Genomic DNA, 18243 nt, shown 5'->3' on the forward strand with positions numbered 1-18243 from the left:
CCACTTTTGATGGGTGTGTGTAAGTTTTCGGCCGGTTAGTGCCAGTTCCCTAAACCTATTGCTAGGTGTACAGGTCTGGTCTATCGATCCCGTGGTCTGCGGGGGGCCTTATCCCACTTAATGGGTGAGAAGCCTGGTCTTGGAGAAGGTTTCCCGCTTAGATGCTTTCAGCGGTTATCCTGTCCGAACGTGGCTATCCAGCCGTGCCCCTGGTGGGACAACTGGTGGACCAGAGGTTCGTCCGTCCCGGTCCTCTCGTACTAGGGACAGGTTTCCTCAAGCTTCTGACGCGCGCGGCGGATAGAGACCGAACTGTCTCACGACGTTCTAAACCCAGCTCGCGTGCCGCTTTAATGGGCGAACAGCCCAACCCTTGGGACCTGCTCCAGCCCCAGGATGCGACGAGCCGACATCGAGGTGCCAAACCATCCCGTCGATATGGACTCTTGGGGAAGATCAGCCTGTTATCCCCGGGGTACCTTTTATCCGTTGAGCGACACCCCTTCCACTCAGAGGTGCCGGATCACTAGTCCGACTTTCGTCCCTGCTCGACTTGTAAGTCTCGCAGTCAAGCTCCCTTGTGCACTTACACTCAACACCTGATTGCCGTCCAGGTTGAGGGAACCTTTGGGCGCCTCCGTTACATTTTAGGAGGCAACCGCCCCAGTTAAACTACCCACCAGGCACTGTCCCTGAACCGGATATACGGTTCGAAGTTAGAGGCCCAATACGATCAGAGTGGTATTTCAACAATGACTCCACACACACTGGCGTGCATGCTTCACAGTCTCCCACCTATCCTACACAAACCGTATCGAGCACCAATACCAAGTTGTAGTGAAGGTCCCGGGGTCTTTTCGTCCTGCCGCGCGTAACGAGCATCTTTACTCGTAGTGCAATTTCGCCGAGTCTATGGTTGAGACAGTTGAGAAGTCGTTACGCCATTCGTGCAGGTCGGAACTTACCCGACAAGGAATTTCGCTACCTTAGGATGGTTATAGTTACCACCGCCGTTTACTGGGGCTTAAATTCTCCGCTTCACCCTTACGAGTTAACGGGTCCTCTTAACCTTCCAGCACCGGGCAGGCGTCAGTCCGTATACATCGTCTTGCGACTTCGCACGGACCTGTGTTTTTAGTAAACAGTCGCTTCTCACTGGTTTGTGCCACCCCCCACCGCTGCCGGCCGCAAAGGCCATGACAGTAGGAGGTCCCCCTTCTCCCGAAGTTACGGGGGCATTTTGCCGAGTTCCTTAACCATAGTTCACTCGTACGCCTTAGTATTCTCTACCTGACCACCTGTGTTGGTTTGGGGTACGGGCCGTGTGTGAGCTCGCTAGAGGCTTTTCTCGGCAGCATAGGATCACCGAATTCGCCTCAATCGGCTATGCATCACCTCTCAGGATATGTGAGACCCGGATTTACCTAGGTCTCTCCCTACAGGCTTGCCCCAGTATTACCACTGACTGGTACGGCTACCTTCCTGCGTCACCCCATCGCTTGACTACTACCAGCGAAGGTCCCGCGCAGCCCCATCAATCCTCACACCCGAAGGTGATCGGTAACGATGGTTTTGGGCGGTTAGTACCGCTGATTCATCATGGGCGCGCACACACGGGTACGGGAATATCAACCCGTTGTCCATCGACTACGCCTGTCGGCCTCGCCTTAGGTCCCGACTCACCCTGGGCGGACTGGCCTGCCCCAGGAACCCTTGGTCTTTCGGCGGGCAAGGTTCTCACTTGCCTTATCGCTACTCATGCCTGCATTCTCACTCCCACACCCTCCACAACTGGATCACTCCGCTGCTTCACTGGATGCAGGACGCTCCCCTACCCAATCAACCAAAGGTTGATTGCCGCGGCTTCGGCGGTGTGCTTGAGCCCCGCTACATTATCGGCGCACAATCACTTGACCAGTGAGCTATTACGCACTCTTTCAAGGGTGGCTGCTTCTAAGCCAACCTCCTGGTTGTCTTCGCGACTGCACATCCTTTTCCACTTAGCACACGCTTAGGGGCCTTAGCCGGCGATCTGGGCTGTTTCCCTCTCGACGCACGGAGCTTATCCCCCGCCGTCTCACTGCCACGCTTTCACTTACCGGCATTCGGAGTTTGGCTGACGTCAGTAACCTTGTGAGGCCCATCGGCCATCCAGTAGCTCTACCTCCGGTAAGAAACACGCAACGCTGCACCTAAATGCATTTCGGGGAGAACCAGCTATCACGGAGTTTGATTGGCCTTTCACCCCTACCCACAACTCATCCCCTCAGTCTTCAACCTAAGTGGGTTCGGTCCTCCACAACATCTTACTGCTGCTTCAACCTGGCCATGGGTAGATCACTCCGCTTCGGGTCCAGAACACACCACTACACCAACCCCTTTGGATTGGATACGCCCTATTCAGACTCGCTTTCGCTGCGGCTACCCCACACGGGTTAACCTCGCGACATGTCCCTGACTCGCAGGCTCATTCTTCAAAAGGCACGCCATCACCCCACGCTTTAACACGAAGGCTCTGACGGATTGTAGGCACACGGTTTCAGGTACTATTTCACTCCCCTCCCGGGGTACTTTTCACCATTCCCTCACGGTACTAATCCGCTATCGGTCATTGGGAAGTATTCAGGCTTACCGGGTGGTCCCGGCAGATTCACAGCAGATTTCACGGGCCCGCTGCTACTCGGGGACAGTCCCACAACAGAGCATGTGTTTTCACGTACCGGGCTCTCACCGTCTACGGCAGGCCATCCCAAGACCACTTCCGCTAACACACACTTTTCTCACTGTTGCCCTGGTCGGCGGACCAGAGAAGAAACGCCCCACAACCCCGCACACACAACCCCCGCCGGGTATCACATGCATACGGTTTAGCCATCCTCCGCTTTCGCTCGCCACTACTCACGGAATCACTTTTGTTTTCTCTTCCTACGGGTACTGAGATGTTTCACTTCCCCGCGTTCCCTCCCAACGGCTATATATTCACCGCTGGGTAACACGACATCACTCGTGCTGGGTTTCCCCATTCGGACATCCTCGGATCCACGCTCGGTTGGCAGCTCCCCGAGGCATATCGCAGCCTCCCACGTCCTTCATCGGCTCCCAATGCCAAGGCATCCACCATGCGCCCTTAAACACTTACAACACAGATAAACCAAATAAAGAAAAAAATTGCACATCAAACACACACAACAACACCAGAACCCCACACCCCCCAAAAAAGGAGCCCGAAGAACCAGTCTTCCTGCGTGCTAGATGCTCGCAACCACTATCCACAAATCAAACACCACACCCCACCACCAAAGCGGGGCAACAACAAGAACCGCTCACCGATCATCCCCAACACTTGGGGACTCCTGGACTCACGGCCGGCAACACCCACCAACGCAGATGTCCCGCGGGCCTGTTGTCTCAAAGCCCAATAGTGTGCCTGATGATCTCGCCCCAAAACAGGAGCCAAAGTTTGTTGAGTTGCACCAGAACTGCCTCCACTACAGAGAACAGTCCATCCAACGAATCGCTCAGCTCACCGAACCCCCACACGATGTGGGCGGGGCATGAGTCTCGTGGTGCTCCTTAGAAAGGAGGTGATCCAGCCGCACCTTCCGGTACGGCTACCTTGTTACGACTTCGTCCCAATCGCCGATCCCACCTTCGACGGCTCCCTCCCACAAGGGGTTAGGCCACCGGCTTCGGGTGTTACCGACTTTCATGACGTGACGGGCGGTGTGTACAAGGCCCGGGAACGTATTCACCGCAGCGTTGCTGATCTGCGATTACTAGCGACTCCGACTTCACGGGGTCGAGTTGCAGACCCCGATCCGAACTGAGACCGGCTTTAAAAAGGATTCGCTCCACCTCACGGCATCGCAGCCCTTTGTACCGGCCATTGTAGCATGTGTGAAGCCCTGGACATAAGGGGCATGATGACTTGACGTCATCCCCACCTTCCTCCGAGTTGACCCCGGCAGTCTCCTACGAGTCCCCGGCATAACCCGCTGGCAACATAGGACAAGGGTTGCGCTCGTTGCGGGACTTAACCCAACATCTCACGACACGAGCTGACGACAGCCATGCACCACCTGCACACAGGCCACAAGGGAAACCACATCTCTGCAGTCGTCCTGTGCATGTCAAACCCAGGTAAGGTTCTTCGCGTTGCATCGAATTAATCCACATGCTCCGCCGCTTGTGCGGGCCCCCGTCAATTTCTTTGAGTTTTAGCCTTGCGGCCGTACTCCCCAGGCGGGGTACTTAATGCGTTAGCTACGGCACGGATCCCAAGGAAGGAAACCCACACCTAGTACCCACCGTTTACGGCGTGGACTACCAGGGTATCTAATCCTGTTCGCTCCCCACGCTTTCGCTCCTCAGCGTCAGTTACTGCCCAGAGACCCGCCTTCGCCACCGGTGTTCCTCCTGATATCTGCGCATTCCACCGCTACACCAGGAATTCCAGTCTCCCCTGCAGTACTCAAGTCTGCCCGTATCGCCCGCACGCCCACAGTTAAGCTGTGAGTTTTCACGAACAACGCGACAAACCACCTACGAGCTCTTTACGCCCAGTAATTCCGGACAACGCTCGGACCCTACGTATTACCGCGGCTGCTGGCACGTAGTTGGCCGGTCCTTCTTCTGCACATACCGTCACTTGCGCTTCGTCTGTGCTGAAAGAGGTTTACAACCCGAAGGCCGTCATCCCTCACGCGGCGTCGCTGCATCAGGCTTGCGCCCATTGTGCAATATTCCCCACTGCTGCCTCCCGTAGGAGTCTGGGCCGTATCTCAGTCCCAGTGTGGCCGGTCACCCTCTCAGGCCGGCTACCCGTCGTCGCCTTGGTAGGCCATTACCCCACCAACAAGCTGATAGGCCGCGGGCCCATCCCACACCGCAAAAGCTTTCCACCACACACCAGGAGGCGCATGGTCATATTCGGTATTAGACCCAGTTTCCCAGGCTTATCCCAAAGTGCAGGGCAGATCACCCACGTGTTACTCACCCGTTCGCCACTCGAGTACCCCGAAGGGCCTTTCCGTTCGACTTGCATGTGTTAAGCACGCCGCCAGCGTTCGTCCTGAGCCAGAATCAAACTCTCCAAACAAAAACAACCCAACCCAAAGGCCAGGTGGAATTCGAATCAGAAAAACCTGATATCCAAACAAAAGACACCAAAAACTGGCATCAAAAAAACAAACCACCCACCAAACTCGGGAAGACGGGAAGTCCCCCAAAAATGAGTGGCAAAAAACAACAAACAAAAACCACCAAACACACTATTGAGTTCTCAAACAACAGACCTTCATTTGTCCGCGCCACAAACCCCGGCTCGAAAGCCGCGGTAGGTAGTGCGGGCAGTGAGGAACCCCCACGTTAATGGGTGATTCTCTCGGATTTGTCTTCGCTCTCCGGCCGAGGCCGTGTCGCTCTGACTTGCAATAAGTTACGGCAGGGCTAACAGCGAGTCAAATCGCCTGTTCAGCGCGGAGTCTGCGCAGGTCAGCGAGCTACGCCGACGGGTCATCGGCGCTCACCCGCACCACACCGGCAATGTTGCGCTTGCCACGTCGCAACACCAGCCAACGGTCGTGCAAAAAGTCCGATGACTGTGGTATCCACTCGTCGCTTTCGATTCGCACGTTGTTCACGTACACGCCGCCCTCTCCCACCGTCCGGCGCGCGTCCCCCTTGCTCTTGGACAGCCCGGTGCCCACCAGCAGATCGGTGATCGCATCCGGGCCGCCGGCCGCGAGCTCTGTCACCGCGCCGTTGCTCGCCTCCCGCAAGGCCGCGGCCAGCGTCGATTCGTCGAGATCGCCCAGTTCGCCCCGCCCGAACAACGCCTGGCTGGCCAGTTCTACGGCATCGGTGGCGGCCTGTCCGTGCACCAGCGTGGTCAACTCACGCGCCAGCGTCCGTTGCGCGGCACGTTCGTGGGCGCGAGTCTCGGTGGCTTCGCCCAACTCGGAGATCTGCTCGGCGCTCAGGAACGTGAACCATTTGAGGTAGCCGAGAACATCGGCGTCCGCGGTGTTGAAAAAGTACTGGTACCAGGCGTACGGGCTGGTCAGCTCCGGATCGAGCCAGATGTTGCCGCCACCGGTCGACTTACCGAACTTCTTGCCCTCGGAGTCGGTGACCAGCGGTGTCGTCATCGCGTGCACCGTGGCGCTGCGCTTCTGCCGCACCAGCCGGACGCCGGCGACGATATTGCCCCACTGGTCGGACCCGCCGATCTGCAGTCCGCAGCCATACCGTTCGTGCAGCTGCACGTAGTCATTGGCTTGCAGCAGCATGTAGCTGAACTCCGTGTAGGAGATGCCCTCGCCCTCCAGGCGCCGGCGCACCGTATCGCGGTCGAGCATGACGTTGACCGAGAAGTACTTGCCGACATCGCGCAGGAACTCGATGGCGGACAGCTCACCGGTCCAGGACAGGTTGTTCTCGACAATCGCCCCGGTCGGCCCGTCGTCGAATTCGACGAACCGTTCGAGCTGGCCACGGATGCGTCCGGACCATTCGGCGACGGTGTCCGCGGTCTGCATGGTGCGTTCCCCGCTGTCTCGGGGGTCGCCGATCATGCCGGTGGCGCCGCCTGCCAGCACGATCGGACGATGTCCGGCCTGCTGAAATCGGCGCAACGTGAGCAGCGGAACGAGGTGACCGGCATGCAAGCTGGGCGCGGTGGGATCGAACCCCGAATAGACCGTGAGCGGCGCGTTGGCCAGCGCCTCCGCCAACGCGTCCCGGTCGGTCGACTGCGCGATCAGGCCGCGCCATTCCAGCTCATCGAGGATGCCTTTACTCACCCGGCCATCATCCTGTATCAGTCGCTGCCACCGGGTACCGGAGCCCGCGGACTGCGGCGGTAGGCCGAGACCTCGGGGTGCCCCGACAGCCAGAACCGCCAGGCGCGATCCGCCGCGGTGCTCACCCCGACCCTCGGCCCCGCCAGCGCATCCACTGCCGCGCCCAGCTCGATGCGGATCGGTGCGGTCGTATCGAAAAGGTCAATCCCGTTGTCGTCCATGGTAATTCCCAGTGCCGAGCACAAGTTCCCGGGGCCGCGCGCCAGCGCACGAAGTGCCGGGGTCACGCCGCGACGCTGTTGAGCCACCGGCACACCGTCGTCGATGACGGCCGCGCGCAACAACACCGCCGCCGCGGCACCCTCCCAGCCGCAGACCACATTGGCGCAGACGTGGATGCCGTGGCTGCGATAGGTGTACATCCGGCCGGCCGGGCCGAACATCACGGTGTTGCGCAGACGTGGCCCGCGAAACGAGTGCGACGCCGGGTCCGGCCAGGGGCCGTCCGGCGGGCCGCCATAGGCCTCGACCTCGACGATCGTGGCGGTGACGTCACGGCCGTGCAGTCGTGCACCGAGTAGACGACGGGCCGCTGCCACCGGGTCGACCGCGAGCGTCATGGCTCCCACGTCATTGATTGTGCCCGCACCCTTGACACCGGCGGCCACCGGGCGGATATTCATCGCATGATGAGTTCATCGCACGATGAATTACTGCCCGACGCCCCCGAACACGCCATTGTGATCAAGAACCTGCACGTCACACGCGGCAAACGCACCGCCCTCGAGGACATCTCGGTCGCCATCCCGCCCGGCACCATCACCGGGCTACTCGGCCCCTCGGGCTGCGGCAAGACCACGCTCATCCGGTCCATCGTCGGCACCCAGGTGGTCGCGTCCGGCACGGTCACCGTGCTCGGCCTGCCGGCCGGCAGCGCTGCACTGCGCCGCCGCGTCGGCTACGTGACGCAGGAGCCGACCATCTACCCCGACCTGCGGGTCATCGACAACGCCCGCTACTTCGCCGCGCTGTATGGCACCGATGCCCGCGCGGCCGACGACGCGATCGCGGCCGTCGGCCTGGACGACCATCGAACGGCCCTGTGCGGCAACCTTTCCGGAGGTCAACGCACCCGGGTGTCGCTGGCCTGCGCACTGGTGTCACACCCCGACCTGCTGGTGCTCGACGAGCCCACCGTCGGCCTCGATCCGGTACTACGGGTCGACCTGTGGGAGCAGTTCCGAAAGCTCGCCGACGGCGGCACCACCCTGCTGGTCTCCAGCCATGTCATGGACGAGGCCGACCACTGCGGCGACCTGCTGCTCCTGCGGGAAGGACGACTGCTCGCGCACACCTCACCCGCCCAACTGCGAGAGGACACCGGATGTACATCACTGGAGGACGCATTTCTCTCCGTCATCCGGCACGGCACCGCGGCGTGAGTCGCCCGGCGATGCCGGGGCTGCGGGCCTACCTGGCCACCACCGCCCGCATCCTGCGACAGCTGGCCGCCGATCACCGCAGCATGGCGATGATCATGCTGGTCCCCACGCTGGTCATCACGCTGATGTACTTCATGTTCGCCGAGGTGCCACACCCCCCGGGTACTCCATCGCCGTTCAACAACGCGTGTCTGATCATGCTGGGGGTCTTCCCGCTGGTGGTGATGTTTCTGATCACCTCGATCACCATGCAGCGCGAACGCGTGTCGGGCACGCTGGAGCGGATTCTGACCACCCCGCTGCGGCGGTTCGACCTGCTCGCCGCGTACGGCACGGCGTTCTCCATCGCCGCCGCCGCGCAGGCCGCGCTGGCGTGTGGTGTCGCGTTCTGGTTACTCGGGTTCGATACCGCGGGCAGCCCGGTCTGGGTGTTCGTGATCGCCATCGTCAATGCCGTGCTGGGTGTCGGCCTGGGCCTGCTGTGCAGCGCCTTCGCCCGCACCGAGTTCCAGGCGGTGCAGTTCATGCCGGTGGTCGTGGTGCCCCAGCTGCTGCTGTGCGGGATTCTGGTGCCGCGCGAGGCCTTACCGGACTGGCTGCAATGGATCAGCAATGCGCTGCCCGCCAGCTACGCTCTGGAAGCGTTGCAACAGGTCGGAGCGTACGCCGAACTCACCGCGATCGCGGTTCGCGATATCGCGGTCGTGATCGGCTTCGCGGTCGTCGCGCTGGTATTGGCGGCGGGGACTCTGCGACGCCGGACCCCGTGACCGGGTGGCCCCGTAGTGGAGAGGACAACGTGACCAGCAGCGCTGATCGCAAACGCCCCGGGCGACCGCCGGGCAGCTCCGAGAGCCGCCAGCGAATTCTGGACAGCGCACGGGAATTGTTTGCGCGCAACGGTTTCGACAAAACGTCGATCCGCGCCGTCGCCGCGGGCGCCGGCGTGGACGGCGCCCTGGTGCATCACTACTACGGCACCAAGCAGCAGCTGTTCGCCGCCGCCATCGCGATCCCGATCGACCCGATGCAGGTGATCGGTCCGCTGCGCGAGACCCCGGTCGAACAGATCGGCACTGTGCTTCCGTCGATCCTGTTGCCGCTGTGGGATTCCGAACTCGGGAAGGGTTTCATCGCCACGCTGCGGTCACTGTTGGCAGGGGCCGATGTCGGGCTGGTCCGATCGTTCCTGCAGGAGGTCATCACCGTCGAGATCGGCTCCCGGGTGGACAACCCGCCCGGTTCCGGCGCGATCAGGGTGCAGTTCTTGGCATCACAATTGGTCGGGGTGGTGATGGTGCGCTACATCCTGGAACTGCAGCCGTTCGCGGGGCTGGCGCCGCAGGTCATCGCCGACACCATCGCGCCGAACCTGCAGCGTTATCTCACCGGGGATCTGCCTGCGCTGCGCTGAGCAGCCGCTCGTGCTCGGCGTCGTCGGCGACGGGTACCGCTTCGTCGACGAGCAGCACCGGGATGCCGTCCACGATGGGGTAGGCGCGGCGCAGTCTGGCGTTGTACAGGCACTCCCCCGGGATGTAGGCCAGCGGCCCGTGATCCTCGGGACAGACCACGATGTCGAGCAGCTTCGCGTCGAGACTCACCGAACGCTCGTCACCACGGCGACATGTCCCCACCCCAACCGGGTGGGATCAGCGCATTGTTTCCGTCGTCGCCGGCGACCGGCGCCCAGGGCGCAGCGGAGCCCGCCGAGCCCTGCCCGGGCGCACCGGAGCCGGCGTTGGCCTGCTGGTTCATCATCCGGCGCTGGTAGGACAACGTGGACTGCAGCGCATCGATCAGCGGCTTCTGGTTGGGACGCGCGTTCAGCCCGTCGAGCAGGGCCTGCGAGTTGGCCGCCGAGGGCCGCACACCGCGCTGGCGGAGCGTCATCACCTGCTCGATGAGCTTGGAGACCTGTCCACCACCGCTACCGGTCTGGTACTGGTCGGAGATCATCATCAGCACCTGATCCGGGGAGACCTGCTGGGCCGGCTGTTCCTGGGAGGAGTCCGGTTCGGCTGACGCCACCGGCGCCAGGCCCAGTCCCGCGACGGCCGCCGCACCGATGAGGGCGCCTGCCGTCCAGCGCCGCAATGATGTGCCGGTCACGGAGTTCTCCGTCGTCATCTGAACCTCTCCCTTGCCGTCTCGGCGAGCCTAACAGTGCACACCGCGCCGGGCATCACGGCTGACTGCCGATGATTTCGGCGCGCACGGCAGCCGTCATGCGCTTGTACTGCTTGCTATCGGTATCGAAGTACCAGGTGTTACGCGAGGCCTTCGGGACGCCGGCGGCGCGCAGCGGACCGATCTCGGGCCGGTAGGTCGCCCCGAGCGTCATCTCCGGCGCCACGTAGACCACCGCGGGCCCGATGCCCACCGGCAACGTCCCCATGGCCTCATTGAGCTCCGCGCTGGGCAGGCTGCCGCCGGGCTGCAGCGTCACCGCCGTGACGACCAGCGGTTCTCCGTGCACCTCGAGGCGGTAGGTCACCGCCAGATCGACCGCGGCGGCCCGGCTGACGGCGTCGTTGATCGCCGCGGTGAACACCGGTCCATCGGGCGTCCTGATCACCGAACTGCGGTTGTCGACGAGCCAGAAGTCACCGTCCTCGTCGCGGCGGAAGAGCTGCTCGGTGGACACCCAGGTGTCGGCGGGTGCGAACACGCCACGCTTCACCGAGGCGGTCGGGTCCACCGGTCCGCGCGGGCGGGCCAGGAGCACCCCGACCTCACCCGTCTCGGCGCGGCGCACGAAACCGGAATCCTCCTCCAGGATCAGGTCGTCGTCGACGTCATAGGCGGCCAGTTCGACCTGAGGTCCGCCCGGCACCGGGCGGCCCTTGCTGCCGATCTTCACACCCGCCACGTTGGAGAGCACCGCCTGACCGTCGGTGGTCGCAAAGAACTCGACGACCGTGGCCGGCGCGAAGACCTCCACGACCCGGCGCCACAGACCGGTCGGCATACCGGCGCCGATGAACAGTCGCACCGAGTGGGTGCCCGCCAGCGAGAACGACGGATCGTCGATGACCTCGCCGAGCATCGCCCAGGTGTAGGACACCACCGTCACGCCGTACTGCCGGATCTCATGCACGAAGCGGTCCGGGGCCAGCCCGCGGGACAGTGCGATACGGGCGCCGCCGACCACCGCGCCGCCGAGGCTCACCAGCAGGCCGGACGGATGATGCAGCGGGGTCAGGCAGTACACGGTGTCGCGGTTGCCCAGGTTGGCCGCCGACGCGGTGCCCAGTGCCGACAGCGCCCACCGGTAATTCGTGATCTGCCGGGCGACGAGTTCGCCGTTGATCGTCGCGAAGGCCACATAGGCCACGTCACGGGCGAAACCGGGATCTGGCCGGTACCAACCCGGGAGTTCGACCCGGTCGGGATCGATCTTCTCCATGTCCACGACATCGATGCCGTCGGCCAGATTCAGATCGCGGGACTCGCCGCCGCCGAGCACCAGCACCCGCAGGTCCAGGGTGTGTGCAATCTCCAGGTTCGCCGGGTCGGTGAGAACCTCGGCGACACCGCCGAGTCGCGCGGCCACCGCGAGGTCGGCGTCCGGGGGCATCAGCACAGCGACCGCACCGAGCCGCGACAGCGCCGCGATCGCGACCAACGCGCTCGGCCGGGTCTGCATCAGCACACCGACCCGCACGCCTTGGCGCACACCGACTTCGATCAGCCCGCGCACCACGTTGTTGACCCGGCGGTCGACCGCCTCGTAGGTGTGCACACGACCGTCGAACAGCAGGAACTCACCGTCCGGGTGACCCTCGGCCTGCTCGGACATGATGCGGCCCAGCGAGATCCGGGTGTGGTCGTTGATCTGACCGAGTCGCGCGAGTCGGGGCAGGGTGCGCGCCGTCTCGACGATCAGGGTGCGCGCCGACTTGTTCGTGGCAACCACCGCGCCGGCGGCCGAACGGGCCAGATCGAAGGCCATCTCCGAAGCGGCGGCCGCACCGTGCGCGACCCGCGAGGTCAGCGCCACACCGGCGTCGATGGCGGATTCGGACGGGTGGGTGCCCATCGGTGCGACATCCTCGGGCAGCGTGCCGTCGTCGCTGAGCCACTTGGCCCAGGAGGCGACCGTCGGCCAGGTCTGACTGGCCGCCTTGGATCCGACGACGAGACCGAAATGTCCTGTGCGGATCAGATATTCGTAGGTGTCGGCCTTGGGGGCGGCGGACTTGATACCGCGCACCGCCGCCGGTTGGCCGATATCGTCGACCTCGCCGATCACGGCAAGCACCGGGCAGGTGATATCGGCCAGGGTGACGAGCTCACCGCGGATGGAGAAGCCGCCGGACATCATCCGGTTGTGCGCGATGAACTGCTTGAGCAGTTCGGAGATGGCCGGGCCCGACCAGGCGATCCACCCCTCCGAGTCGAGGAATCGGCGCTGCTGCTCACGCGGCAGCAGCGCGTCACGGTCGTGCAGTTGACGCAGGAAGTCCAGGCGCGCCTGCGCGGTCTTGAGCGGGTCGAGCATCTGGAACCCGGTGCGGGCCAGCCAGCCCGGGATGTCGATACGGGAGAACACGTGGTCGGCCATGAAGTTGGCGGCGACCGCACCCACGTTCGGCGGGATACCCATCGGCAGGGCGGCCAGGGTGTCGACCGGCGAGCCGAACCCGACGATGCTGGCGAGATCCTTGGAGCGCCGGTACGCCGCGGTCTGATAGCAGAACATTCCGCCCTGGGAGTAACCGGCGAGGTGGACGTCGCTGCCGGTGACCTTCTTGACGGTGTCGATGGCCTCGCTGAGCGCCACCACATGATCGGCCAGGTTGCGCTGCATGCCGCCCTCGACCTGGTCGGGCGAACCGAAGTCGATGACCCAGGGATCCAGGCCCGCGGCGTGCAGGATGCCCACGGCGCCATCCTCGCGGGTCACGTCCCACATATCGGCCGACATCATCATCGGGTGCACCATCAGCACCGGAGGGCCGGGGACGGCAGAACCGGGCCGGATGTCGGGCGGGAAGTACCGGCGCAGCCGGTACATCGGCACACTCTCGATGATCTGGTAGGGCGAGGGGACCGCACCGGTTTCCAGACCGCCGTACCGCAGAACTTCGATGCCGTTCTGCGCGGTGGCCAGAAACCTGCCCACCGGACCGGTGATCAACGAGAAATCCACCAACGCGTACTCCCCTGCCTGTGTAACTCCCGATCCCCCGGATGCCACGACATCATGGCACAGCGTTGCTGGTCGGCCGCTGCGAATGTGCGCCGCCGGTCGGCCTAGCCTGGTGGGGACATGGCGCATCTTCTCGGGGCCGAAGCCCTACATCTGCAATACCCGACCAAAGTGGTTTTCGATGCCGTCTCCCTCGGCGTGAACGAGGGTGACCGCATCGGCATCGTCGGCCGCAACGGCGACGGAAAGTCGAGCCTGCTGGCCATGCTGGCCGGCCGCGTCACGCCCGATTCCGGGCGGGTCACCGTGCGCGGCGGTGTCCGCGTCGGCGTGCTGGACCAGGGCGACACCCTGGATCCCGACGACACCGTCGGGCACGCCGTCGTCGGTGACACACCGGAGCACGAGTGGGCCGGTGACCCACGCGGCCGCGACGTCATCTCCGGATTGCTGGGCGGCCTGGCCTGGGACGCGCCGCTCGGCACGCTGTCGGGTGGACAGCGGCGCCGGGTCGCGCTGGCCCAACTGCTGGCCGGTGATCACGACGTGCTGGCGCTCGACGAGCCGACCAACCATCTCGACGTCGAAGGAATCACCTGGCTGGCCGAACATCTGAAACGGCGTTGGTCACCGTCCTCGGGCGGACTGCTGGTGATCACCCACGATCGCTGGTTCCTCGACGAGGTGTGCACGACGACGTGGGAGGTGCACGACCGCATCGTCGAACCGTTCGACGGCGGGTACGCCGCCTACATCCTGCAGCGGGTCGAGCGTGATCGGCAGGCCGCATCCAGTGAGGCCCGCCGGCAGAATCTGGCCCGCAAGGAACTGGCCTGGTTGCGCCGCGGCGCACCGGCCCGGACCACCAAGCCGAAGTTCCGCATCGATGCGGCCAACGCCCTGATCGCCGACGTCCCCGAGATCCGGGACAAGGTGGCCCTGCAGTCACTGGCGGTGACCCGGCTGGGTAAGCAGGTCGTGGATCTGCTCGACGTGTCGGTGAGCTATGCCGACCGTGAGGTGCTCAAGCAGGTCGAGTGGCGGGTGGCCCCTGGCGAGCGGACCGGCATCCTCGGTGTCAACGGTGCGGGCAAGTCGACGCTGCTGGGACTCATCGACGGTTCGGTGCAGCCGACCGAGGGCCGGGTCAAACACGGCAAGACGGTGCAGATCGCGACCCTCACCCAGGGCGTCGACGAGCTCGCCGATCACCTCGACGATCCGGTGCGGGTGGTGCTGAGTCAGCTGGCCGCCACCTTCACCGTCGGGACGGGTTCCAAGGCGCAGGAGCTCACCCCGGGCCAACTGCTGGAGCGTCTCGGTTTCGCCAGCGCGCAGCTGTCCACGCCGATCAAGGATCTCTCCGGTGGGCAGTTACGACGTCTGCAGCTGCTGCTCATCCTGCTCGGGCAGCCCAACGTGCTGATCCTCGACGAGCCGACCAACGACCTGGACACCGACATGCTGGCCGCGATGGAGGATCTGCTGGACTCCTGGCCGGGCACCCTGATCGTGGTCAGCCACGACCGGTACTTCCTGGAGCGGGTCACCGATCAGCAGTACGGCATCCTCGGCGGGCACCTGCGACACCTGCCGGGAGGGGTAGACGAGTACCTGCGGTTGCGGACCTCGCACGAGGCGACCACCGGCGCCGCGGCACTCACCCCGGCCCCGCTGAACGGGAACGCGATCTCCGGGGCCGATCTGCGTGCGACGCAGAAGGAGATCTCGGCGATCGAGCGCAAACTGACGAAACTGGACGGTCAGATCAAGGACGCCCAGCGCCGCCAGGCCGAGCACGACCAGGGTGACTACGAGGGGCTCAGGGCACTGACCGCCGGCGTCCGCGAGCTCGAGGCGGAGGTGACCGCGTTGGAGGAGCGGTGGCTGGAGCTGTCCGAGTCGCTCGGCTGAGGTCTGGGGTCTCTACGATGAGCCGGTGCGGTATCTCCTGCAACCGGTGACGCTGTGCATCCGGTATTTTCCGCAGCTCGCGGCGTGTTATCTGGTGGGCTGGCTGTTGCGCACCGGGGCGATCGAATGGGCCGCCCGGGTGGGCTACAACAACGACCTGTGGGCGTCCCTGATCATGCCGCTGGCCGGCATGGCCCGGCTGGGTTCCTACGTGGCGATGTTCCTCGTCATCCGGCACGGCATTCCCACCCTGGCTGCGCTGCCCGCGCGCAAGGCCCGCCAAGTGGACATGTTCGCCACGATCATCGTGCCGTTCTTCGCGATCTACCTGGCCTGGCAGATGTTCCGGGAGGACTGGCTGGCGTTCGAGTACACCGCCGTGCCCTACCGCGTGGGTGCGGCACTGACCGCCGAGTCGCCGACCGAGCTCGACCCTGACATGCTGCCGGTCAGCACCGTGACCTTCGTCGTCATCGGTGTCGCCGTCGTGACGCGCTTCCTGCTGAACCGGCTCAAGGACCGGATGCCGGTGTGGCTGTTGCCGATCCAGGTCTACCTGGACGCGCTCTGGGTGTTCCTGGTCCTGACATTGTCCGCCAGTAAGGGCGTGACCTTCCTGATCAATCCGTCGGCCTGGCTATCCGAGCGGCGAATCATCGTGTGGTTCAACGACACCAGGGAGGGCGTTTTCGCACATTTCCAGCCGCTGGAAATGTCGTGGAAGGCGGTGACATGGGCAGTCAGCACCGTATTCGGAGGTGCCGCTGTGCCGTTGATCTGGCTTGCCGTGGCCTGCATCGTCTACGGCGCCACCTCGAAGGCCGACTGGCGTGCCGAAGCGAAACGGTTGGCTGGGGAGCGCGTGGACCGCTGGATCGACCGCTCGTCGCCCACCCGGACGCAGTTGGGCTCACGGTGGCAGCGCGTTCCCGGCAGGCTGCGTACCGAGCTGCGTAATCAGGTCACCGGCCAGATCGGCAAGTTCAAGCCGATTGTCGACTCCGGCCACGTGATCGTCGCCGGAGGACTGTTCGCAATCTCGCTGTACGTGGTGGCCTATCTCGGGCTGGCCTGGCTGGACATGTCGGGCAGTTTCTACCGGGCACAGATCGGGTCCGGCTACCTGTTCCGCGGGATGGGCTGGCTGATGGGTCCGCACGACATCGTGTACTGGTTCGCAACCTGGGACCTGATGGGGCTGATCTCACAGACGATCGTCGAACCGCTGCGCATCTGCCTGATCGCCACGACGCTGGCCTGGTGCCTGCAGCGTGCCGGTGCGAAGGCTCTCGCGGCTACAACCGAAAGCGGATCAGAACAGATCCGTCCGGTTTCCTGATGTCCACAGCCGTCGGCTCGGTGGCTGTGGGGACCAAGAAGGTCCACGGAATCGACACCGCAGCACCGCAGGGTGGGCCGTCGGCTCGCCAGGATCGTTCGTCGTCGATCAGGTACCCGTAGCAACCGAAACCCTGCTCGGGCGTTCCCGATCGCTCGACCAGCACGTTCACCACGACGGTGCCCTCCGGTAGCGGCGCACCACGCTGCATCGTGGACCGGCTGATACTCCGGATGGACCAGGTGAGCCCGTCGACGTCGATCGCGTCACCGGCCGCAGAGACATGGGCCGGCCGTACCGTCTGCTGATAGCGCTGCCAGGCCGGCCACATCACGAAGGCCGCGGCGACGGCAAAGGCCGCGACGGACACGACCGCACCGATGACATTGCGCTTCCAGAGGGGGGCCTTCATGAGCCGGTGAGCTCCGCGCGTTCGAAATCGATCGTGGCACTTCGGCTTATCCGCAAGTCATGCTGCGGTATCTCGATGACGAGTCGGGAGTCCATCCGGCCGTCGCCCACCCAGATCCGTAGGCTCATCGGCGGCGCACCCGGTCCGACCAGCGCGGCCGGCACGTCGAATATCCACGAACTGCGCACGGTGATACCGGGATTCAGGGCTCCCACCAGCGGCAGGAACCCCAGTCGGTCGGTGGGTACGTAGATGTCGGACCCTATCGATAACTCGACATTCGGTACCTCGACGGTGCGCGTGGCCATCGCCTCGCCGTCGATGACCACCCATATCCCGACCGCCTCGGCGAGCACCGGGGTGGTTTGGATCTTGCGGATGCGTGAACCGGTACGCACCCCGGTGACCTGTGCCTGGATCGCGCGGCCGGCGGCCTGCTGCGCCATTCCCGCGGTGACGTCGAAGGGGCCGTACACATCGTCGGGCGTGGGCAGGTACTGCCACAGAGCAGCCCCGGCCGCAATCACCATCGCGGTGGCCATCGCCCGCACCACTGGTGTCACCGGGCACCACCGACCGGTATGGTCAGCCGCCCGTAGCTGGACGGACCCGATACCCAGGCCTGACCGTACGTCGCGCTGAGTCTCCGCACCTCTTTGCGGACGTGGACGGTCAGCTCGGACCCCACCTCGACGCTGTCCTGCGGCACCTCCCAGAGCAGCACGATCTCGTCGTTCAACCCTGGCCCGGCAAACACGCTGAGGGTTCCATCTGCCATCCGCATCGGCGGCAGCGAGAACGAGTTCGACAGGCCGACGATCCGCACCGGCCCGGGCAGTATGCCCCGCAGCGAGCCATGATTGCGAGCCGTCACCACCAACCCGAGGTAGCGCCGCCCGGGCTTCTTCGAATAGTGCACCTTGGTGCCCGCCCGGACCTCGTCGACCAGGGTGGCGCGCTGCACCGTGACCTCGAACCGACCGGTATCGAACGTCTCCCCCGCCTTGATGTCGACGACCTGCTTGTTCACCGTGTCCAGCCCGCCGAAGGCAGCGGTGGCCACCAGCACGGCCACGAGTCCGGCTCGCCGCCACTCCTTGAGTCCCCAGCCCGCCAGCCAGCGACGAAGTCGTGCAGTAACGGTTGTGGTGGCGGCGCTCCCCCGAGCCGGTTCCATG

13 protein-coding genes and 2 rRNA genes are annotated in these 18243 nt (G+C 64.1%); 5 read left to right on the forward strand and 10 right to left on the reverse strand.

Annotation, left to right across the window (positions count from 1 at the left end; genetic code table 11):
- Positions 1-15: 15 nt before the first annotated feature.
- From C6A86_RS16485 to C6A86_RS16500, 4 genes are all read right to left on the reverse strand, one after another.
- Positions 16-3141 (reverse strand): 23S ribosomal RNA (locus C6A86_RS16485).
- Positions 3142-3577: 436 nt separating this feature from the next.
- A 16S ribosomal RNA gene (locus C6A86_RS16490) occupies positions 3578-5098 on the reverse strand.
- Together the 16S and 23S rRNA genes form the textbook arrangement of a ribosomal RNA operon.
- Positions 5099-5501: 403 nt before the next feature.
- Positions 5502-6803, reverse strand: coding sequence for a tyrosine--tRNA ligase (gene tyrS / locus C6A86_RS16495; RefSeq protein WP_311100786.1), 1302 nt, complete (start codon positions 6801-6803; stop codon positions 5502-5504).
- 17 nt (positions 6804-6820) lie between these two features.
- A complete protein-coding gene (locus C6A86_RS16500; RefSeq protein ID WP_199196099.1) occupies positions 6821-7432 on the reverse strand; it encodes a DNA-3-methyladenine glycosylase in 612 nt (203 codons plus the stop codon).
- A 57-nt stretch (positions 7433-7489) separates the two neighbouring features.
- On the opposite strand from C6A86_RS16500, the gene C6A86_RS16505 reads away from it, so the two are divergent.
- From C6A86_RS16505 to C6A86_RS16515, 3 genes are read left to right on the forward strand one after another with little or no spacing between them, the layout of a single operon-like run.
- Entirely contained in the window at positions 7490-8245 is a 756-nt protein-coding gene (locus C6A86_RS16505) for an ABC transporter ATP-binding protein (protein WP_105362281.1), read from the forward strand.
- An 11-nt stretch (positions 8246-8256) separates the two neighbouring features.
- A complete protein-coding gene (locus C6A86_RS16510; RefSeq protein WP_233212912.1) occupies positions 8257-9015 on the forward strand; it encodes an ABC transporter permease in 759 nt (252 codons plus the stop codon).
- Positions 9016-9044: 29 nt separating this feature from the next.
- Positions 9045-9659 carry a TetR family transcriptional regulator gene (locus C6A86_RS16515; protein ID WP_105362292.1) on the forward strand — a complete coding sequence of 205 codons (615 nt, stop codon included), beginning with the start codon at positions 9045-9047 and terminating at the stop codon, positions 9657-9659.
- Here the strand turns inward: C6A86_RS16515 and C6A86_RS16520 are convergent.
- The 3 genes from C6A86_RS16520 to C6A86_RS16530 all read right to left on the reverse strand — a co-directional run bounded on the left by C6A86_RS16520 (position 9631) and on the right by C6A86_RS16530 (position 13400).
- Positions 9631-9849: a Trm112 family protein gene (locus C6A86_RS16520; protein WP_105362283.1), complete on the reverse strand. Its 219-nt coding sequence runs from the start codon at positions 9847-9849 to the stop codon at positions 9631-9633. The two genes, C6A86_RS16515 and C6A86_RS16520, sit on opposite strands and share 29 nt — an antisense overlap.
- Positions 9850-9859: 10 nt before the next feature.
- A complete protein-coding gene (locus C6A86_RS16525; protein WP_142406912.1) occupies positions 9860-10357 on the reverse strand; it encodes a hypothetical protein in 498 nt (165 codons plus the stop codon).
- Between the two features lie 73 nt (positions 10358-10430).
- Positions 10431-13400, reverse strand: a complete 2970-nt coding sequence (locus C6A86_RS16530; protein WP_105362285.1) for an acyl-CoA synthetase — start codon at positions 13398-13400, stop codon at positions 10431-10433.
- 120 nt (positions 13401-13520) lie between these two features.
- Between C6A86_RS16530 and C6A86_RS16535 the strand changes: the two genes are divergently transcribed.
- Both C6A86_RS16535 and C6A86_RS16540 read left to right on the forward strand, forming a co-directional pair.
- Positions 13521-15314 carry an ABC-F family ATP-binding cassette domain-containing protein gene (locus C6A86_RS16535; protein WP_105362286.1) on the forward strand — a complete coding sequence of 598 codons (1794 nt, stop codon included), beginning with the start codon at positions 13521-13523 and terminating at the stop codon, positions 15312-15314.
- Between the two features lie 25 nt (positions 15315-15339).
- Positions 15340-16653 (forward strand): hypothetical protein, encoded by a 1314-nt coding sequence (locus C6A86_RS16540; protein WP_199196098.1) that lies wholly within the window; start codon positions 15340-15342, stop codon positions 16651-16653.
- Here C6A86_RS16540 and C6A86_RS16545 read toward each other — a convergent pair.
- The 3 genes from C6A86_RS16545 to C6A86_RS16555 are packed head-to-tail and all read right to left on the reverse strand — an operon-like array spanning position 16610 to position 18242.
- A complete protein-coding gene (locus tag C6A86_RS16545) occupies positions 16610-17065 on the reverse strand; it encodes a hypothetical protein (RefSeq protein WP_105362287.1) in 456 nt (151 codons plus the stop codon). The genes C6A86_RS16540 and C6A86_RS16545 overlap by 44 nt on opposite strands.
- A complete protein-coding gene (locus C6A86_RS16550) occupies positions 17062-17628 on the reverse strand; it encodes a hypothetical protein (RefSeq protein ID WP_142406913.1) in 567 nt (188 codons plus the stop codon). The genes C6A86_RS16545 and C6A86_RS16550 overlap by 4 nt, the downstream gene beginning before the upstream one ends.
- Positions 17625-18242, reverse strand: a complete 618-nt coding sequence (locus C6A86_RS16555) for a hypothetical protein (RefSeq protein ID WP_142406914.1) — start codon at positions 18240-18242, stop codon at positions 17625-17627. Before C6A86_RS16555 ends, C6A86_RS16550 begins: the two co-directional genes overlap by 4 nt.
- Position 18243: the final 1 nt, after the last annotated feature.

It is taken from the genome of Mycobacterium sp. ITM-2016-00316 (genome assembly GCF_002968335.2).
Lineage (GTDB): Bacteria > Actinomycetota > Actinomycetes > Mycobacteriales > Mycobacteriaceae > Mycobacterium.

What these genes read in the sequence shown, in the direction of transcription:
- C6A86_RS16555 (WP_142406914.1), bottom strand. Translation starts at nt 18,242, where the DNA reads ATGGAACCGGCTCGGGGGAGCGCCGCCACCACAACCGTTACTGCACGA.
- C6A86_RS16545 (WP_105362287.1), bottom strand. Translation starts at nt 17,065, where the DNA reads ATGAAGGCCCCCCTCTGGAAGCGCAATGTCATCGGTGCGGTCGTGTCC.
- C6A86_RS16505 (WP_105362281.1), top strand. Translation starts at nt 7,490, where the DNA reads ATGATGAGTTCATCGCACGATGAATTACTGCCCGACGCCCCCGAACAC.
- C6A86_RS16535 (WP_105362286.1), top strand. Translation starts at nt 13,521, where the DNA reads ATGGCGCATCTTCTCGGGGCCGAAGCCCTACATCTGCAATACCCGACC.
- C6A86_RS16510 (WP_233212912.1), top strand. Translation starts at nt 8,257, where the DNA reads ATGCCGGGGCTGCGGGCCTACCTGGCCACCACCGCCCGCATCCTGCGA.